The following is a 17586-nucleotide window of genomic DNA, read 5'->3' as shown; positions in this document are numbered from 1 at the left end:
AGCGGTGTGTTTCACGTGAAACACACCGCTTTGATCAACGGGAAACAGCAACCAACCTAAGCGCTAAGCCACTTTTTTGGCCAGCCCAAGGTACGTTTCGATCACGCGCGGATTCTGCGCCAAATCCGCCGCCGGTCCTTCCAGCGCCAACTCGCCGGTCTCCAACACGTAGCCGTAGTCAGAGATTTGCAACGCGGCACGCGCGTTCTGCTCGATCAGCAATGTGGCAACGCCGGTCTGCCGCAGAGCGCTAATAATGTGGAAAATTTCTTTCACGATCAACGGCGCAAGACCGAGACTCGGCTCATCCAGCATCAGTAGGTCCGGCTTGGCCATCAGTGCCCGGCCCACTGCGAGCATCTGCCGCTCGCCACCGGATAAAGTACCGGCAGCCTGCTTGCGTCGTTCCTTCAGCCGCGGAAACAACGTAAAGACCGGCTCAAGCTGGTCGAGGAAGTTGCGCTCCCCTGCCCGCTTGCGCCGATAGGCACCGAGAACCAGGTTGTCTTCCACCGTCATCGACGCAAACAGCTCGCGCTTTTCCGGCACCAGGCACATCCCGCGCGCGACGCGCTTTTCGACTGGCACCGCGCTGACATCTTCGCCCTGATACAGGACGGCGCCCTTCGCATGGCCCGTGGTCGGCAACGCGCCCATGATTGCGTTCAGCAGCGTGGACTTGCCAGCGCCGTTCGGGCCGATCACCGAGACGATCTGCCCGGGCCGCACCTTGATCGCCGCGCCGTGCAGCGCCTCGACCTTGCCATAGCGGACCGACAACCCGTCCACGTCGAGAATCGGACCAGCAGCATTCATCGTGTTCTCCATCACTCCACCCCGCCGAGATACGCTTCCAGCACAGCCGGGTCTTGTTGTACCTCTTGCGGCAAACCTTCCGCGATTCGGGTTCCGAACTCCATGACCACGAGCCGATCGGTGAGATTCATCACGAAATCCATATCGTGCTCCACCAGCAACACGCTCATACCCTCTGCCTTGAGGCGGCGTAGCAGGTCGGCCAATTGCAGCTTTTCCTGATAGCGCAAACCAGCGGCCGGTTCATCCAGCAGCAGCAGCGTCGGGTCACAGCACAACGCGCGAGCGATTTCGAGAATCCGCTGCTGCCCCAACGCGAGGCTGCCGGCTTCGTCGTACATGTGCTGTTCCAGGCCGACGCGACGAATCTGACGAGCCGCCTCCGCCATCAGCCGTGCTTCTTCGGCGCTATTCAGGCGCACGACGCTTCGCCACACGCCGGCCTGCCCGCGCAGATGCGCGCCGATCGCAACGTTCTCGAGCACTGTCATCCCCGGCAGCAACTTGACGTGCTGAAAAGTGCGGCCGATTCCGCGTTTGACGATTTCACGTGAATTCAGCGAATCGATACGCTCGCCGCGGAACGTGATCTCACCGCTGGTCGCCTGCAACACGCCCGTCACCAGATTGAAGGTGGTCGACTTGCCAGCGCCATTCGGGCCGATCAGGCCGATGATCTGCCCTGCTTTCACCTCGAAGCTGACATCGTTCACCGCAACCAGACCGCCGAATTGCTTGCGCGCCTTGTTCACCGTCAGCAGGTCCTCACCGGCCGCTGGTTTGCTGCGCTGCGGCAACGGTTCAGCGTGATCCGCCAGATGAGCGCGCGGACCCTTCGGGAAAAACCGCGCGACGAACGGCCATACGCCTTGGCGCGCGTACTGAAGCAACAGCACCATCAAGATGCCGAACACGATCACTTCGAAGTTGCCATTCTCGCCGAGCAGCTTGGGCAGCAACGTCTGCAGATAATCCTGCAGCACCGTCAGGATCGCCGCGCCGAGCACCGCGCCCCAGACGTGGGAGACGCCGCCAACCACGGCCATGAACAGAAACTCGATGCCGTGGTTCAGACCGAACGGCGTCGGGTTCACCGCGCGCTGCAGATGCGCGTAAAGGAAGCCCGACACCGACGCCAGCACTGCCGCGTACACGAAGATCACCACGCGCATCCAGCCGGTGTTCACGCCCATCGCTTCGGCCATCATGCCGCCGCCGCGCAACGCGCGGATCGCCCGCCCCGGCCGACTATTAAGCAGGTTCTGAACTGAAATTACCGCGCCTAGCACGACCAGCCAGATCAAGTAGTAGATGTGACGGCCCGACTCCAAGTTGATGCCGAACACATTCAGCACCGGGATCCCGTTGATGCCGTCGTACTTGCCGAGCATTTCAAGATTGCCAAACAGGTAGAACAGCGCGAGTCCCCATGCAATCGTGCCGAGCGGTAGAAAGTGCCCGGACAGGCGCATCGTCACCAGCCCGAGCATCAGCGCGATCAACGCCGTCACCACTACGCCCGCGATCAGCGCGAGCCACGGCGAAACGCCGTACCGTGTCGTCAGATACGCGGTCGCATAGGCGCCGATCCCGACAAATGCGGCCTGCCCAAAGCTCGTCATTCCGCCAATACCGGTCAGCAGCACGAGGCCGATCGCCACGATCGAATACAGGCCGATGTAGTTGAGCAGCGTCACCCAGTACTCAGGCACGTGAATCGGTTGCGGCAACACCGGCAGCGCGAACAGCACCACGAGGAACAACCAGAAGAACTTGTTTTGCATAATCCGTTTCATCGCGTCACTCCTCTTCCTCTTCGGCGTGCGGGCTGGCAAGACTTCGCCAGAGCAACACCGGGATGATCAGCGTGAACACGATCACTTCCTTATAAGCGCTCGCCCAGAACGACGAATACGATTCCAGCAGGCCGACCAGGATCGAGCCCGCAGCCGCCAGCGGATAGCTGACGAGGCCACCGATAATCGCCCCCACGAAGCCCTTCAAACCGATCAGGAAGCCCGAGTCGTAGTAGATGGTGGTCAAGGGCGCGACGAGGATGCCGCACAGCGCGCCGAGGCCCGCCGCCAGCGTGAATGCGAGGCGCCCTGCTTGCGTCGTGCCGATGCCGACGAGCCGTGCGCCGAGCCGGTTCACCGACGTCGCGCGCAAGGCCTTGCCCGAGATCGAGCGGTCGAAGTACAGATACAGCGCGCCGATCAGCACAACCGCGGTGCCCACCACCCACAAGCTCTGCCCGGAAATCGTCAGCGTACTGATGTTGAAGGTCGCATCGGAAAACGCAGTGGTGCGCGAACCTTCCGCACCGAACATCACGAGACCCAGGCCGACCATGGCGAAGTGCACCGCCACCGCCACGATCAACAACAGCAACGTGGTCGCCTCCGCGATCGGCTCATACGCGAGCCGGTAGACGAACGGTCCCATCGGAATCACGATCAGCAGCGTCAACGCGATCTGCGCGATCATCGGCAGCTGATGCATGAAAACGCCTTGCGTGAGCGCGTAGACCGCGATTGGAAACAGGAGGTATTTGCCGATCAGCATGATCAGCGTGCGAGCCGCATGCCGGCGCCGTTCGGGATGCCGCACCAGCCCCGCTATCTCGACGACGAAGCAGGCCGCGCCCATCGCCATCAGCAACCAGCACGTGGCCGGAAATTTTTGTGTCTGTAGTGCGGCGAGCGTCAACGCGCCGTACGAAACAAACTCCCCCTGCGGGATGAAGATCACCCGCGTCACGGAGAACACCAGCACCAGCGCGAGCGCGAGCAGCGCGTAGATCGCGCCGGTGGTGATGCCGTCCTGCGCGAGGATCGCCGCAATTGATAGATCCATACTTCCTCGTCCTGAAGCGTCGATATCGAAACTGGGAAACAGTCGTGGCGGCAAAACTCGCGGCCGTCCACCGACCCGCAATGCCTGAAAAGGCGACCGCCGCGCCGGAACACGGCGCGGCGGTCGATGCCATTGTCATCGAACAGAATGGCAATGCGGCGTCACATGCCGCACGTTGCGCGAGAGGCGCGTACCGCTCTTGTCGTTAGTCGTTCTGCAGCTTCCACTTGCCGTCGACGATCTGCACGATCACGCGTGCGCGCTTGTCGAGGCCGTTGTGATCGGTCGTCGTGGTGTTCATGATGCCGTGCGAGACCGGCAGTTCCTTGATGTTCTCAAGTGCGCCGCGAAGTGCCACGCGAAACGCTTCGGTGCCCGGCTGAGCACTCTTCAGCGCGACCGGAATCGCCGCTTGCAGCATCTGGCCGGCGTCCCACGCGTGACCGCCGAAGGTCGCCACCGAGCCCGCACCATACGCCTTCTCGTACGCCGACTTATAGGCCAGCGACGACTTCTTCACCGGGTTCGAGTCAGGCAACTGATCCGCCACGAGGATCGGACCAGCAGGCAGGAATTCGCCTTCGCAATCCTTGCCGCACACACGCAGGAAGTCGTTGTTGGCGACGCCGTGCGTCTGGTAGACCTTGCCCTTGTAGCCGCGCTCCTTGAGCGTCTTGGCCGGCAGCGCCGACGGTGTACCCGCGCCCGCGATCAGCACCGCGTCGGGATTCGCGCCCATCGTCTTCAGCACTTGGCCCGTCACCGATGCGTCCGTGCGGTTGAAGCGCTCGTTGGAAACGATCTTCAGATTGTGTGCCGCGGCCGCTGCGGTGAAGACGTTGTTCCAGCCGTCGCCGTAGGCGTCCGCGAAGCCAATGAAGCCCACCGTCTTCACGCCGTGATGCTCCATATAGTCGGCGATCGCGTCGGCCATCAGGCTGTCGTTTTGCGGCGGTTTGAAGGCCCATGCGCGCTTCGCATCCATCGGCGAAATGATCGCCGCCGATGCCGCCAGCGAGATCACCGGCGTCTTGCCTTCAGCAGCGGCGTCGAGCATCGCGAGCGAATTCGGCGTGACGGTCGAACCGATGATCGCGTCGACGTGGTCTTCGTCGATCAGCTTGCGCGTGTTCTGCACGGCTTTGCCGGTATCGGATCCGTCGTCGAGAATGATGTATTGCACGGTCTTGCCGCCGATCTCTTTCGGCAGCAGCGCAATCGTGTTCTTTTCAGGAATCCCGAGCGATGCAGCCGGCCCCGTCGTGGAAAGCGTCACGCCGATTTTCACCTGGGCGAACGCCGCGCCCGCGCCGCACATCAACGCCATGGCGATGCCGGTGCGTACCCATTGCTTTGTCTTTGTCATTGCAAGTCTCCAAACGCTTTGAAGCGCGTATCTGTAATCCGACTCACGGGCCGGGTGTCTGAATCTAGTTATAGGGTTCAGGTGTGCCAAGCATGGTTTTCCCTGCTCAGCGCGAATACCTTTGCCGCTTTGGTGCCACTCCCTGCTGCGTACGACGACTGCAAACTGCTGCGAAATCCTGTGAACAAAACACTAACATGTTAGTAGTATTGCGTTCTGCATGAACGACGGTCAATAGACCGCAACCCAAATGCGGGTTTGTCCTGAAGCCGCGGAACCACACTTTTTCACGCGATGCGGACAATAAAAAAGACGCGTCAACTGCACGCGTCTTTTGTTTAATGGAGGTCCATATCGCTTAGCCTTCGCTCAATCGCCGGACAACTTCCACTTGCCGCCGACAATCTCCACCATCACGCGCGCCCGCTGGTCGAGACCAGCGTGGTCGTTCGCGCTCATGTTGAAGATGCCGTGCGACGCGGGCATGTCTTTGGTGCTTTCCAGCGCGGCACGCAGTGCTTCGCGGAACGCAGGCGTGCCCGGCTGACCCTTCTTCAGCGCCAGCGGAATCGCGCGTTGCAGCAGCAGGCCCGCGTCCCACGCGTGGCCACCGAAGGTCGACACCGAGCCGGCGCCGTAAGCACTTTCGTACGCGCGCTTATAGGCGAGCGAACTCTTCTTCACCGGATTCGAATCGGGCAGTTGCTCAGCGACGAGCAACGGACCCGCCGGCAGATACGTGCCTTCGCAATCCTTGCCGCACACGCGCAGGAAGTCGTTATTGGCGACGCCGTGCGTTTGATAATACTTGCCCTTGTAGCCGCGCTCCTTGAGCGTTTTCTGCGGCAGCGCGGCCGGTGTGCCGGCGCCCGCGATCAAGACCGCATCTGGATTCTGCGACATTATCTTCAGCACCTGGCCGGTCACCGATGCGTCGTTGCGCGCGAAGCGTTCGTTCGCGACGACCTTGATCTTCGCGAGGTCCGCGGCCTTGCCGAACTCTTTGAACCAGCTCTCGCCATAAGCGTCAGAGAAGCCGATGAACGCGACCGTCTTCACGCCGTGATTCGACATGTGCTGCGCGATCGCGGTGGCCATGAGAATGTCGTTCTGCGGCGTCTTGAAGACCCACGCGCGCTTCGCATCCATCGGTTCGACGATGCTCGCCGCGGCGGCCATGGAGATCATGGGCGTGGAGGTTTCGGCGGCGACGTCGATCATGGCCAGCGAATTCGGCACGACGGTGGAGCCGATCAGCGCATCCACGTGATCTTCGCTCGTGAGCTTGCGCGTGTTCTTGACGGCCTGGGTGGAATCCGTGGCGTCGTCGAGCACGATGTAATCGATCTTCTGGCCTGCCACCTCTTTAGGCAGCAGCGCGATCGTGTTTTTTTCCGGAATGCCCAGCGACGCGGCCGGGCCCGTTGCCGACACGGTCACGCCGATTTTTACGTCCGCGAATGCATGGCCGCTCCATGCCGCGCTCACTCCGGTGGCGACCAATGCCGCACTGATCCAACGCAATGCCGACTTCATTCCGCTCCTCTATCTACCCCGTCATTCATTCGAATTTAAATCCGTGGATTTAAATCCCGACCAGGCGGTCGGTGAATAGCGAGTTTAGCGGACGAAAGCCACGTGCCGCAAGCGTTTTGCGGGGTTGAGCCGTGTGAAATAAAGACATGTTCGGTGAATAAAAAAGGGTCACCGAATTAGCGGGGGATTTGAATGGCGAATAAGCAAAAACACAAATAAAAAGCGCTGTTGGATATCAATCCAACAGCGCTTTCGTCTGGGCACTGAGTGCCTCATTGTCTCCTCGTTCTCCACCTGCAAATTTCGTGGTGCATCAGAACTGCATGAAGATTAAACGAGCACCCTGCGTACTACAACTAGCAATTACCCTAGTGGTGCACTGCGGCACTGAATTGGGGCACGTTTGCGCGAGCCTTGCCGGGTATGCATTTCGACTCGATTATCGATCCAAACTTGCTGCATCAAAACGGCCGGATTATATCGGATGCCGAAGCAATTGCGCGTGTCACTGCGCATCACGCTCGCAACGGCCGTACCCGCGCGATGATTTCGCCGACGATGCCGCGACGGAACGCCAGCACGCACGCAATGAAAATCACACCGGTCACAATGGTCACCGATTCGCCCAGTGAGCGGAACCACTCGACGCCCGTGGTCGTCGCCAACGCTCCACCGATATCGCCGAGCCGGTCTTCGAGCGCCACAATCAGCGCCGCGCCGAGTAACGGCCCGAACAAGGTGCCCATGCCGCCGACGAGCGTCATCAGGATCACGAGGCCGGACATGGTCCAGTACGCGTCGCTCAACGTCTCGAAGCCCTGCACCAACACCTTGAGCGAACCCGCGAGACCCGCAATCCCCGCCGACAGAATGAACGCGAGCAGCTTGAAGCGATCCGTATCGTAGCCGAGCGACACCGCACGCGGCTCGTTTTCCTTGATGGCCACCAGCACCTGCCCGAACGGCGAATGCACGATCCGCACGATCAGCAGGAACGCCAGGACCATCACGGCGAGCACGACAAAGTACAACGCCACGTCGGACGACAGATCCAGCAGGCCGAACAGCTTGCCGCGCGGCACGCCTTGCAGGCCGTCCTCGCCATGCGTGAACGGCGCCTGCAGAAACACGAAGTAGACCATCTGCGCGAGCGCCAGCGTGACCATCGCGAAGTAGATGCCTTGGCGGCGAATCGCGAAGATGCCCACGATCAGGCCGAGCAAGGTCGCCGCCGCGGTGCCGACGAGCACACCGAGCTCCGGCGAGAAGCCGAGCGTCTGGATCGCATAACCCGTGACATAGCCGGCCGAAGCGAGAAACATCGCGTGGCCGAACGACAGCAAGCCGGTGTAGCCGATCAGCAGATTGAACGCCGCCGCGAACAGTGCAAAACACAGCACCTTCATCACGAAGAGCGGATAGATGCCGAGCACGGGCACCGCGAGAAGCACGATCAGCAGCAGACCGTAGAGCACTTTTCTCTGCATCATTTTTCCTTGCCGAAGAGACCCGCCGGGCGCACCAGCAACACCAGTGCCATGATCACGAAGACGACGGTCGCCGACGCTTCCGGGTAGTACACGCGCGTCAGCCCTTCGATCACGCCGAGTAGCAAGCCGGTGAGAATCGAGCCCATGATCGAACCCATGCCGCCGATCACGACCACCGCGAACACGGTGATGATCATCGGCTGCCCCATCAGCGGCGAGACCTGAATCACCGGTGCGGCGAGCACGCCGGCAAACGCCGCGAGCGCGACGCCGAAGCCGTAGGTGAGCGTGATCATCAGCGGCACGTTGATGCCGAACGCTTCGACCAGTTTCGGGTTTTCAGTGCCGGCCCGCAGATAGGCGCCAAGGCGCGTCTTCTCGATCACGAACCACGTCGCGAAGCACACCGCCAGCGAGGCCACCACGACCCACGCGCGATAGTTCGGCAGGAACATGAAGCCGAGATTGGTTGCGCCGGAAAGCGCCGACGGCACGTCGTACGGCTGCCCGGAGGAACCGTAGATGGAGCGGAACACGCCCTCCACCACCAGCGTGAGCCCGAAGGTCAGCAAGAGCCCATATAGATGGTCGAGCTTGTAGAGCCAGCGCAGCATCGAGCGCTCGATCGCGATGCCGAACAGTCCGACGATCAGCGGTGCCAGCACCAGCATGACCCAGTAAGGCAGGCCGAAATACGAAAAGCCCATCCACGCGAGCATCGCGCCCAGCATGAACAACGCGCCGTGCGCGAAATTGATCACGTTGAGCAAGCCGAAGATCACCGCCAGCCCGAGGCTCAGAATTGCGTAGAACGAGCCGTTCACGAGCCCCAGCAGCAGCTGGCTCAGCATCGCCGGTAGCGGAACGCCAAAGATTTCCATTGAAGCCTTAACCCATCGCCAAGGTGAGATCGGTCACGCACGATCCGGCCGGCGCGCGATCAGCGGCAAAGACGCCGATCGCGCGCGGCATGTGAAACGGTTCGCCGTCAGCCTGTGTACCATCGTGACAGTACGCATCGCCCGACAGGAGCAGCAGGCAGACGGCCATCTGGTTACGAACCAGCGTTTATTTCCACAACGCGCAGCGCGTTTCCGCCTTGGTTGTGAACGCCTGCTCGCCGGGGATCGTCGCTGTGATCTTGTAGTAGTCCCACGGCTCTTTGGATTCAGCCGGCGTCTTGACCTGCATCAGGTACATGTCGTGAATCATGCTGCCGTCCTGACGGATGTAGCCTTTCGCATAGAAATCGTCGATCTTGGTCTTCTTCAGTTGCGCCATCACCTTGTCGGAGTCGGTCGAACCCACCGCCTTCACTGCGTTCAGATAGGTCATGGTCGCCGAGTAGTCAGCAGCCTGCAGGCTCGACGGCATCTTCTTCATCTTTTCGAAGTAGCGCTGCGCCCACTTGCGCGTGGTGGCGTCCTTGTTCCAGTACCAGCTGTCCGTCAGCACGAGGCCTTGCGTGGTTTCCAGACCCAGGCTGTGCACATCGTCGATGAACATCAGCAGCGCGGCGAGTTTCATCGTCTTGGTAATGCCGAATTCCTTGGCCGCCTTGATCGAGTTGATCGTGTCGCCGCCCGCGTTGGCGAGGCCGAGAATCTGCGCCTTCGACGCCTGCGCCTGCAACAGGAACGACGAGAAATCCGAAGCCGACAGCGGATGGCGCACCGCGCCCAGCACCTGGCCGCCGCTCGCTTTCACCACGTCCGACGTATTCTTTTCCAGCGCCTTGCCGAACGCGTAGTCGGCGGTCAGGAAGTACCAGGTCTTGCCGCCCTGCTTCGTCACCGCCGAGCCCGTGCCCTTGGCCAGCGCCGTGGTGTCGTACGCGTAGTGGATCGTGTACGGCGTGCATTGCTCATTGGTCAGCGTGTCCGCGCCCGCGCCGATGCTGATGTAGACCTTCTTCTTTTCCCCGGCTACGGTGTTCATCGACAGACCGGTCGCCGAGTTCGTGCCGCCGATCAGCAGATCGACGCCGTCGCGGTCGAACCATTCACGTGCGCGCGACGCTGCGATGTCCGCCTTGTTCTGGTGGTCCGCATACACCACCGTGATCGGCTTGCCGTTCACCTTGCCGCCGAAATCCGCCACCGCCATACGGATCGCTTCGAGTCCACCCTGCCCGTCGATATCCGCATACAGACCGGACATATCGGTAATGAAACCGATCTTGACCGCGTCGTCAGCCGCTTGCGCGCTGCCCATCGTCAAAGCGGCGCCGGCGGCGACCGCGAAACAAAGTGTGGCAAGCCGCGCGAGTGGGTTCTTTTTCATTCCTGTCTCCTGGTTTCTTCGCTTGTGGTTATCAGAGGCAATCGGGCGTTTTTATACGCCCAGTAGATCGTGCAGGACCGGCATCTTGCTTTCGAGTTCACTCGCCCCGAAGTGCTCGACAATCGCGCCGTGCTCCATCACGTAGAAGCGATCTGCAAGCGGCGCGGCAAAACGGAAGTTCTGTTCGACCATCACAACGGTATAGCCCCGCGCCTTGAGTGTCATGATCATGCGCGCCAGCGCCTGCACGATAACAGGCGCGAGCCCTTCCGAGATCTCGTCGAGCAGCAGCAAGCTCGCGCCGGTGCGCAGAATGCGCGCCACCGCCAGCATCTGCTGTTCGCCGCCCGACAGCCGCGTACCCTGGCTCATGCGGCGCTCTTGCAGATTCGGAAACATCGAATAGATTTCTTCGAGCGACATCATGTGTGCCTTGTCGCCGACCGGCGGCGGCAACAGCAGGTTTTCCTCGCACGAGAGGCTCGAAAAGATACCCCGTTCTTCCGGGCAATAACCCACGGCGCAATGCGCGATGCGATGCGTGGGCAGGTTGATGGTTTCGCGTCCGCCGATGCGGATCGAACCGGTGCGCCGTCCGGTCAGGCCCATGATGGCGCGCAGCGTGGTGGTCCGGCCCGCACCGTTGCGACCCAGCAGCGTGACGACTTCGCCGCGGTTCACCGTCAGATCGACGCCGTGCAGAATATGGGACTCCCCGTACCACGCCTGCAAACCCTTGATGTCCAGCGCGGGAGCAGCGTTCTCCGTCCCGCTTACGTCGAGGCTTTCACGCTCGGCAATCGTATTCATGCGTGGGCTCCGGCGAGCGCCGCGTCGGCGCTGCCCATATAGGCTTGCATCACGAGCGGATTCTTCGACACTTCGGCGTAGCTGCCTTCGGCGAGCACTTCGCCACGTTGCAGCACGGTAATCGTGTCGGAGATGCCGGCGATCACATTCATGTTGTGCTCGACCATGAGGATGGTGCGGCCGCTCGATACTTTTTTGATCAACGCCGTCACGCGGTCGACGTCTTCATGGCCCATGCCTTGCGTGGGTTCGTCGAGCAGCATGAGCTCGGGTTCCATGGAAAGCGTGGTGGCAATTTCCAGCGCGCGCTTGCGGCCGTAGGAAAGTTCGACCGTCAACACATCGGCGAAATCGGTCAGTCCGACCTGGGTGAGCAGATCCATTGCGCGGTCATCGAGTTGGCGCAGCGTACGCTCGCTCTTCCAGAAATGAAATGCCGTGCCGAGCTGGCGCTGCAAACCGATGCGCACATTCTGCAATGCTGTCAGATGCGGAAACACAGCAGAAATCTGGAACGAGCGGATAATGCCGCGCCGCGCGATTTGCGCCGGGCGTTCGCTCGTGATGTCGATGCCGTTAAAAACGATCTGACCCGCGGTGGGTTCCAGAAATTTGGTGAGCAGATTGAAGCAGGTGGTCTTGCCTGCCCCATTCGGGCCGATCAGCGCATGGATCGAGCCACGGCGCACGCGCAGGTTCACACCGTTCACGGCGATGAAGCCTTTGAACTCACGAGTGAGGCCGCGCGTTTCGAGAATCGTATCGCCGAGAATCATGTTCCCTTCCATACGGAGTAAGGCGAAGCATTACGATCTTACGCGCGAACCGCTGCGCGACTTTTTATGACGGCGGCACCCCGTGCCGCTCGTTGGCGTGCTGCACCAATCCGGACGGTGATCCATGGGGCGGCACGCAGCATGGCTGCCATTGTCGCGCCAATGATGCAGCGCATTCATTGGGATTTGCACTTAGTGGATGATGCCCGCCCGAGCGGGACCCATACGTGCGAGATGCCCGCCGCGCATGACGGACGGGCATCTCATGCGGCTCGTGCGCTAGCTGTCACACGGCGGACATGGAAGGCGCCGAGCTCGTTTGCGCCGCGAAACTGCCGGCCACGCGCGCACGGCGATCTTCGCGGATCATCTCGCTGGCGCGTTCGGCGATCATCAGCGTGGGCGAATTGGTGTTGCCCGAGGTGATGTTTGGCATGACAGAAGCATCAACCACGCGCAGTCCGTCAACACCGATAACCCGTAGCCGGTTGTCGACCACGGCGCCGGGGTCGTCTGTCGTGCCCATGCGGCAGGTGCCGACCGGATGGAAGATGGTCGTACCGACCGCGCCGGCGGCCTGCTGCAACTCTTCCTCGGTCTGGTACTGAACGCCCGGCAAAATTTCCTGCGGTCGATAGCGAGCCAGCGCGGGCGCTCCAGCAATGCGGCGCGTAAGACGCAGCGCATTCGCGGCAACGTGCCGGTCGTAATCGGTGGAGAGATAGTTCGGCGCGATCAACGGCGGCGTTGAAGGGTCGGCGGATTCGATGTGAATGCTGCCACGCGAAGTGGGCCGCAACTGACACACCGACGCCGTGAACGCATTGAACCGATGCAGCGGTTCGCCAAAGCGGTCGAGCGAAAGTGGCTGGACGTGATATTCGAGGTCGGGCCGCGTAAGCGAGCGATCGTCCGGATCGGATTTGGCAAACGCGCCAAGCTGAGACGGCGACATCGACATGGGCCCGCTTTGAAAAAACGCGTACTGCATGCCGATCAGCAGCTTGCCCCACCAATGCGCGGACGCAGTGTTGAGCGTGCGTACGCCGTCGACTTTGTAGGCCATGCGCAATTGCAAATGGTCCTGCAGATTTTCACCCACACCACGCAGATCGTTGACCACCTCGATGCCGAGATTCTGCAGACGCGCGCCATTGCCAATGCCGGACAGTTCGAGCAATTGCGGTGAGTTGACCGCACCTGAACTGAGGATCACTTCGCAGCGGGCCTTGGCCAGATAGTCCGTGTCGTTGCCGCGATATTCGACGCCTGTGCAACGGCGTCCTTCGAAGACGACGCGCTGCGTGTGCGCACCAGTGATCACGGTGAGATTCGGCCGCTTGAGTGCGGGACGCAAAAACGCCTTCGATGCATTCCAGCGAATGCCGCGCTTCTGATTGACGTCGAAGTAGCCGACACCGGTGTTGTCACCGCGATTGAAGTCGTCGGTGGCGGGAATACCGGTCTCTTGCGCAGCGCGTGAAAACTCTTCGAGAATCTTCCATTTCAACCGCTGTTTCTCGACGCGCCACGGTCCGCCCGCGCCATGCGATTCGGTTGCGCCGGCATGGTGGTCTTCGCTGCGTTTGAAGACAGGCAACACCGAGTTCCAGGACCAGGACGGGTCGTTGGTGACTCGCGCCCATTCATCGTAGTCTTCGCGCTGACCACGCATGTAGATCATGCCGTTGATGGAGGAACTGCCGCCTAAAACGCGTCCGCGCGGATACGAGAGCGAGCGGCCATTGAGGCCCGCTTCCGCCTGCGTTTTATAAAGCCAGTCCGTGCGCGGATTGCCGATGCAATAGAGATAACCGACCGGCACGTGAATCCAGTGGTAATCGTCCTTACCGCCGGCTTCGAGCAGCAATACCTGCACGTCGGGATCCTGGGTCAGGCGATTGGCCAGCACACAACCCGCCGTCCCCGCGCCCACGATGATGTAGTCGAACTCGCCTTCGAGGCGCCGGGCCGCGGGCGTCGTATCGGTATGGCTCATTGTCCAGTCTCCTAAGCTTTTTTGTCGGCGAGTCGCATGATTGTCATGCGACTGCAGCGTCGGGCTCTATTTGTGTTTTACGCCTTTCTTCTGCCCGTTTAGCACTCGTTTCCGCCACGGCCTTCGGCAAGCCACCACAAGCCTTGCCGAAAGCAAATGCCTCACACTACTTCGCTACCGGCATCGTGAACTCAGCGCCCTTGGCAATACTGTCGGGCCAGCGCTGCATGATGCTCTTGTAGCGCGTGTAGAACCGCACGCCTTCTTCACCGTACGCGTGATGATCGCCGAAGAGCGACTTCTTCCAGCCACCAAACGAGTGCCATGCCATCGGCACCGGAATCGGCACGTTGATGCCCACCATGCCGATTTGAATCTGCCGCGAGAAAGCGCGTGCGACGCCGCCATCGGACGTAAACAACGACACGCCGTTGGCAAACTCGTTGGCGTTGATCAGTTCCACCGCGGACGCAAAATCCGGCACGCGCACCACACACAGTACGGGTCCGAAAATCTCTTCGCGATAAATCTTCATATCGGTCGAAACATTGTCGAACAGAGTGCCGCCGAGAAAGAAGCCCTTCTCATGACCGCTGACCTGATGGCCTCGTCCGTCGACAACCAGCTTCGCGCCCGACGCGACACCCGAGTCGATATAGCCGACCACTTTCTCGCGATGCACCGCCGTCACCAACGGACCCATCTCGGCATCCGATTCCATGCCGTTGAGAATCTTCAAACTCTTCACGCGCGGTGTGAGCCGTTCGATCAACTCATCGGCGATATGACCCACTGCGACGGCCACCGAAATGGCCATGCAGCGCTCGCCCGCCGAACCGTACGCCGCGCCGATCAAGGCATCGACGGCCTGGTCGAGGTCCGCGTCCGGCATCACCACCAGATGATTCTTCGCTCCGCCCAAAGCCTGCACACGCTTGCCGTGCTTCGTGCCTTCCGTGTAGATGTATTCGGCAATCGGCGTCGAACCGACAAACGACAACGCGCTGACTTCCGGATGCACGAGCAGCGCATCGACAGCAACCTTGTCGCCGTGCACGACGTTAAACACGCCGTCCGGCAAGCCGGCTTCCTTCAACAATTCCGCGAGGCGGTTCGAACAGGACGGATCGCGCTCCGACGGCTTCAGCACGAACGTGTTGCCGCACGCAATCGCGACGGGGAACATCCAGCACGGCACCATCATCGGGAAATTGAACGGCGTAATGCCGGCGACCACGCCGAGCGGCTGACGCAGATTCCAGTTGTCGATGCCGCCGCCGATCTGATCGGTGAAGTCGCTCTTCAACAGATTCGGAATGCCGCACGCGAACTCGACGATCTCGATGCCACGCATCACCTCGCCCTTCGCATCCGAAAACACCTTGCCGTGTTCACGCGTGATCAGTTCCGCGAGTTCGTCGTGGTGACGGTCGAGCAGTTCCTTGAACTTGAACAGGACACGCGCCCGCTTGATCGGCGCGGTTTCACTCCACGCGGGAAAGGCGGCACGGGCGGCGGCGACGGCGGCATCGACTTCGGCGACGCTCGCGAGCGGCACGCGCGCACTCACGCTGCCTTGCGCGGGATTGAAGACGTCGCCGAAACGGCCGCTCGTGCCATCGAGCGTCTTGCCGTTGATGAAATGGGTCAGCGCGCGGGCGCTGGTCGCGCTGCGCTGGGTTTCGTCCTGATATGTCTCGCTCATGGTGTCCTCTTTCCTGTGAAGTCTTCCGCCCCGGCGCCCGCGGCGTGATAAAGGCATGCTGAAGCTGAAGCGTACGGCGCTTCGGGTCGACAAATCCAATGAGTAATGCTCAACTGCGCTATAAGACGAGCTAATATCAGGATATGGATCTGACTCTACTTCGGGCGTTCGTCACCGTGGCACGCGAGGGCAATCTCACGCGTGCCGCGGTGCATCTTCACCTGACCCAACCCGCCGTCAGCCTGCAAATCAAGCATTTGCAAGAGACGCTCGGCGTGACGCTGTTCACGCGAACCTCGCACGGGCTCTCGCTCACGCGCGACGGCCAAGCGCTGCTGCCCCACGCCGAACGGGCGCTCGCCGCGGCGAACGACGTGCAGCGGGCGGCGCAGTCGCTGCGTCACGAAGTGCGCGGGCGACTGCGGATCGGCACGATCCTCGATCCGGCGTTTCTGCGCCTGGGCGGCTTTCTCAAGCAGCTCGTGGAGACCTGGCCGCACATCGAGACGGCCTTGCGCCACGGCATGTCAGGCTGGGTATTGGACCAGGTTCGCGCGGGTGAACTGGATGTCGGCTACTACATCGGCCTGCCGTCCGAAGACGAACCGCGCGACGGCCCCGCTTTTCATGCGGTCACGTTGACTCATTTCCAGTACCGTGTGCTCGCGCCGGCCGGCTGGAAAGACCGCGTGAAAGGCGCGCGCGACTGGCGTTCGCTCGCGGCGCTGCCGTGGATCTGGACGCCGCCGGCATCGGCGCATAACCGGTTGTTGTCACGCTGTTTCGACGAGGCCGGCGTGAAGCCGGTCAAGGTGGCGGAAGTGGACCAGGAGCCGTCGATGCTCGACCTGGTCAAATCGGGCGTCGGTCTCACGCTGGCACGCGACGCCACCGCCATCGCCGAAGCGCATGCGCACGCGTTGACCATCGTCGAAGGTGTCACCGTGCCGACTCAGCTCACCTTTATCACGCTCGTGCAGCGCAAGGAGGAACCGGCGATTGCCGCGGCGTTGAAGCTGATCGAGCAGCAATGGACGACTTGAGGCGCAGGTGAACCGAGTTTGCGTGTAGGACACAAGGACGCCAAGGCGAGCGATATGAGCCCCTCTCATGACACGCCCATCAAATCGTGCGGCCCTCCTGGCGATCTCCTTGCGCGGCACCTTCGCCAGCGCCGATCGCGGAACACGATCGCCCGCCCGGCATCCGAAACCACACCGTCACGCAGTTTTTGTTAGATTGAGGGTTCGCGCTCACGCGCCGGCTCCGCATCCTTTTCCGTTCCACTTGACTTTGTCCTTCCCGGCAGCTTCGCCCCGGCAACACCGGAGGCCGCCGACCACTCCATCCTTCGACAGGAGCCTGACATGGCACGCAACATTGAAATCAAAGCCCGCGCCCAGCATTTCGAGCAACTCCGCGAACGCGCGGCGCAGCTCGCGCCGGACGCGCCGCTGATCTTCCGCCAGCAGGACTTTTTCTACGACGTGCCGCGCGGCCGCCTGAAGCTGCGCCAGTTCGACGACGGCACGCCGGCCGAGCTGATCTTCTATCAGCGCGACGACCGTGACGGTCCGAAGGCGTCGTATTACACGCGTAGCCCGGTGACCAACCCGGAAGCCATGCACGCGCTGCTCGCCACCGCGCTGACGACGCGCGGCATCGTTACCAAGGAACGGCATGTGTATCTGACCGGGCGGACGCGGATCCATCTGGACCGGGTCGACGGCCTGGGCGACTTCGTGGAACTCGAAGTGCTGCTCGCTCAGGACGACGACGAAGAAGGCGGCCACGCCGAAGCGCATGCGATGTTCGCCACGCTCGGCGTGCCGGAATCGGATCTGGTGGCGGTGGCTTATGTCGATCTGCTGAGCCCGGACAGCGAGCCGAAGCAAGCGGCATAAGACTGAGGCAATACGGGGCGCAGTGCGAAGTCAGCTCGCCAGGCG

The 17586-nt window shown here is 61.5% G+C and carries 14 protein-coding genes; 2 read left to right on the top strand and 12 right to left on the bottom strand.

Translation table 11 applies throughout. The features are described from left to right. Window positions 1-63 precede the first annotated feature (63 nt). From ACQKRQ_RS11315 to ACQKRQ_RS11260, 12 genes are all read right to left on the bottom strand, one after another. On the bottom strand, window positions 64-816 hold the full coding sequence (locus ACQKRQ_RS11315; RefSeq protein WP_427476946.1) for an ABC transporter ATP-binding protein: 753 nt from the start codon (window positions 814-816) through the stop codon (window positions 64-66). Between the two features lie 11 nt (window positions 817-827). Then, window positions 828-2612: an ATP-binding cassette domain-containing protein gene (locus ACQKRQ_RS11310; protein ID WP_132376527.1), complete on the bottom strand. Its 1785-nt coding sequence runs from the start codon at window positions 2610-2612 to the stop codon at window positions 828-830. Between the two features lie 4 nt (window positions 2613-2616). Next, complete coding sequence (locus ACQKRQ_RS11305; RefSeq protein ID WP_427476943.1) at window positions 2617-3672, bottom strand: branched-chain amino acid ABC transporter permease; 1056 nt, start codon at window positions 3670-3672, stop codon at window positions 2617-2619. A gap of 205 nt (window positions 3673-3877) precedes the next feature. Then, window positions 3878-5038, bottom strand: coding sequence for an ABC transporter substrate-binding protein (locus ACQKRQ_RS11300; RefSeq protein WP_132376525.1), 1161 nt, complete (start codon window positions 5036-5038; stop codon window positions 3878-3880). A gap of 369 nt (window positions 5039-5407) precedes the next feature. Next, the gene (locus ACQKRQ_RS11295; RefSeq protein ID WP_427476941.1) at window positions 5408-6574 is read right to left on the bottom strand and encodes an ABC transporter substrate-binding protein; all 1167 of its coding nucleotides are present in this window, start codon (window positions 6572-6574) and stop codon (window positions 5408-5410) included. Between the two features lie 515 nt (window positions 6575-7089). After that, the gene (locus tag ACQKRQ_RS11290; protein ID WP_165923914.1) at window positions 7090-8061 is read right to left on the bottom strand and encodes a branched-chain amino acid ABC transporter permease; all 972 of its coding nucleotides are present in this window, start codon (window positions 8059-8061) and stop codon (window positions 7090-7092) included. Beyond that, a complete protein-coding gene (locus ACQKRQ_RS11285; RefSeq protein ID WP_132376522.1) occupies window positions 8061-8945 on the bottom strand; it encodes a branched-chain amino acid ABC transporter permease in 885 nt (294 codons plus the stop codon). The genes ACQKRQ_RS11290 and ACQKRQ_RS11285 overlap by 1 nt, the downstream gene beginning before the upstream one ends. Window positions 8946-9132: 187 nt before the next feature. After that, window positions 9133-10347, bottom strand: a complete 1215-nt coding sequence (locus ACQKRQ_RS11280) for an ABC transporter substrate-binding protein (protein WP_132376521.1) — start codon at window positions 10345-10347, stop codon at window positions 9133-9135. A gap of 51 nt (window positions 10348-10398) precedes the next feature. Then, window positions 10399-11157 (bottom strand): ABC transporter ATP-binding protein, encoded by a 759-nt coding sequence (locus tag ACQKRQ_RS11275; RefSeq protein ID WP_132376520.1) that lies wholly within the window; start codon window positions 11155-11157, stop codon window positions 10399-10401. Next, complete coding sequence (locus ACQKRQ_RS11270; protein WP_132376519.1) at window positions 11154-11933, bottom strand: ABC transporter ATP-binding protein; 780 nt, start codon at window positions 11931-11933, stop codon at window positions 11154-11156. Before ACQKRQ_RS11270 ends, ACQKRQ_RS11275 begins: the two co-directional genes overlap by 4 nt. Window positions 11934-12219: 286 nt before the next feature. Continuing rightward, a complete protein-coding gene (locus ACQKRQ_RS11265; RefSeq protein WP_427476938.1) occupies window positions 12220-13932 on the bottom strand; it encodes a GMC family oxidoreductase in 1713 nt (570 codons plus the stop codon). A gap of 166 nt (window positions 13933-14098) precedes the next feature. After that, complete coding sequence (locus tag ACQKRQ_RS11260; protein WP_132376517.1) at window positions 14099-15637, bottom strand: CoA-acylating methylmalonate-semialdehyde dehydrogenase; 1539 nt, start codon at window positions 15635-15637, stop codon at window positions 14099-14101. 143 nt (window positions 15638-15780) lie between these two features. Here ACQKRQ_RS11260 and ACQKRQ_RS11255 point away from each other — a divergent pair, with 143 nt between their 5' ends. Then, entirely contained in the window at window positions 15781-16680 is a 900-nt protein-coding gene (locus ACQKRQ_RS11255) for a LysR family transcriptional regulator (RefSeq protein WP_132376516.1), read from the top strand. A 324-nt stretch (window positions 16681-17004) separates the two neighbouring features. Then, window positions 17005-17541, top strand: coding sequence for a class IV adenylate cyclase (locus tag ACQKRQ_RS11250; RefSeq protein ID WP_095417868.1), 537 nt, complete (start codon window positions 17005-17007; stop codon window positions 17539-17541). The last annotated feature ends 45 nt before the right edge of the window (window positions 17542-17586 follow it).

It is taken from the genome of Paraburkholderia sp. NPDC080076 (assembly GCF_050281145.1).
GTDB lineage: Bacteria > Pseudomonadota > Gammaproteobacteria > Burkholderiales > Burkholderiaceae > Paraburkholderia.
This window is presented reverse-complemented; position numbering and strand designations above follow the sequence as displayed.

What these genes read in the sequence shown, in the direction of transcription:
- ACQKRQ_RS11315 (WP_427476946.1), bottom strand. Translation starts at nt 816, where the DNA reads ATGAATGCTGCTGGTCCGATTCTCGACGTGGACGGGTTGTCGGTCCGC.
- ACQKRQ_RS11310 (WP_132376527.1), bottom strand. Translation starts at nt 2,612, where the DNA reads ATGAAACGGATTATGCAAAACAAGTTCTTCTGGTTGTTCCTCGTGGTG.
- ACQKRQ_RS11305 (WP_427476943.1), bottom strand. Translation starts at nt 3,672, where the DNA reads ATGGATCTATCAATTGCGGCGATCCTCGCGCAGGACGGCATCACCACC.
- ACQKRQ_RS11300 (WP_132376525.1), bottom strand. Translation starts at nt 5,038, where the DNA reads ATGACAAAGACAAAGCAATGGGTACGCACCGGCATCGCCATGGCGTTG.
- ACQKRQ_RS11295 (WP_427476941.1), bottom strand. Translation starts at nt 6,574, where the DNA reads ATGAAGTCGGCATTGCGTTGGATCAGTGCGGCATTGGTCGCCACCGGA.
- ACQKRQ_RS11290 (WP_165923914.1), bottom strand. Translation starts at nt 8,061, where the DNA reads ATGCAGAGAAAAGTGCTCTACGGTCTGCTGCTGATCGTGCTTCTCGCG.
- ACQKRQ_RS11285 (WP_132376522.1), bottom strand. Translation starts at nt 8,945, where the DNA reads ATGGAAATCTTTGGCGTTCCGCTACCGGCGATGCTGAGCCAGCTGCTG.
- ACQKRQ_RS11280 (WP_132376521.1), bottom strand. Translation starts at nt 10,347, where the DNA reads ATGAAAAAGAACCCACTCGCGCGGCTTGCCACACTTTGTTTCGCGGTC.
- ACQKRQ_RS11275 (WP_132376520.1), bottom strand. Translation starts at nt 11,157, where the DNA reads ATGAATACGATTGCCGAGCGTGAAAGCCTCGACGTAAGCGGGACGGAG.
- ACQKRQ_RS11270 (WP_132376519.1), bottom strand. Translation starts at nt 11,933, where the DNA reads ATGATTCTCGGCGATACGATTCTCGAAACGCGCGGCCTCACTCGTGAG.
- ACQKRQ_RS11265 (WP_427476938.1), bottom strand. Translation starts at nt 13,932, where the DNA reads ATGAGCCATACCGATACGACGCCCGCGGCCCGGCGCCTCGAAGGCGAG.
- ACQKRQ_RS11260 (WP_132376517.1), bottom strand. Translation starts at nt 15,637, where the DNA reads ATGAGCGAGACATATCAGGACGAAACCCAGCGCAGCGCGACCAGCGCC.
- ACQKRQ_RS11255 (WP_132376516.1), top strand. Translation starts at nt 15,781, where the DNA reads ATGGATCTGACTCTACTTCGGGCGTTCGTCACCGTGGCACGCGAGGGC.
- ACQKRQ_RS11250 (WP_095417868.1), top strand. Translation starts at nt 17,005, where the DNA reads ATGGCACGCAACATTGAAATCAAAGCCCGCGCCCAGCATTTCGAGCAA.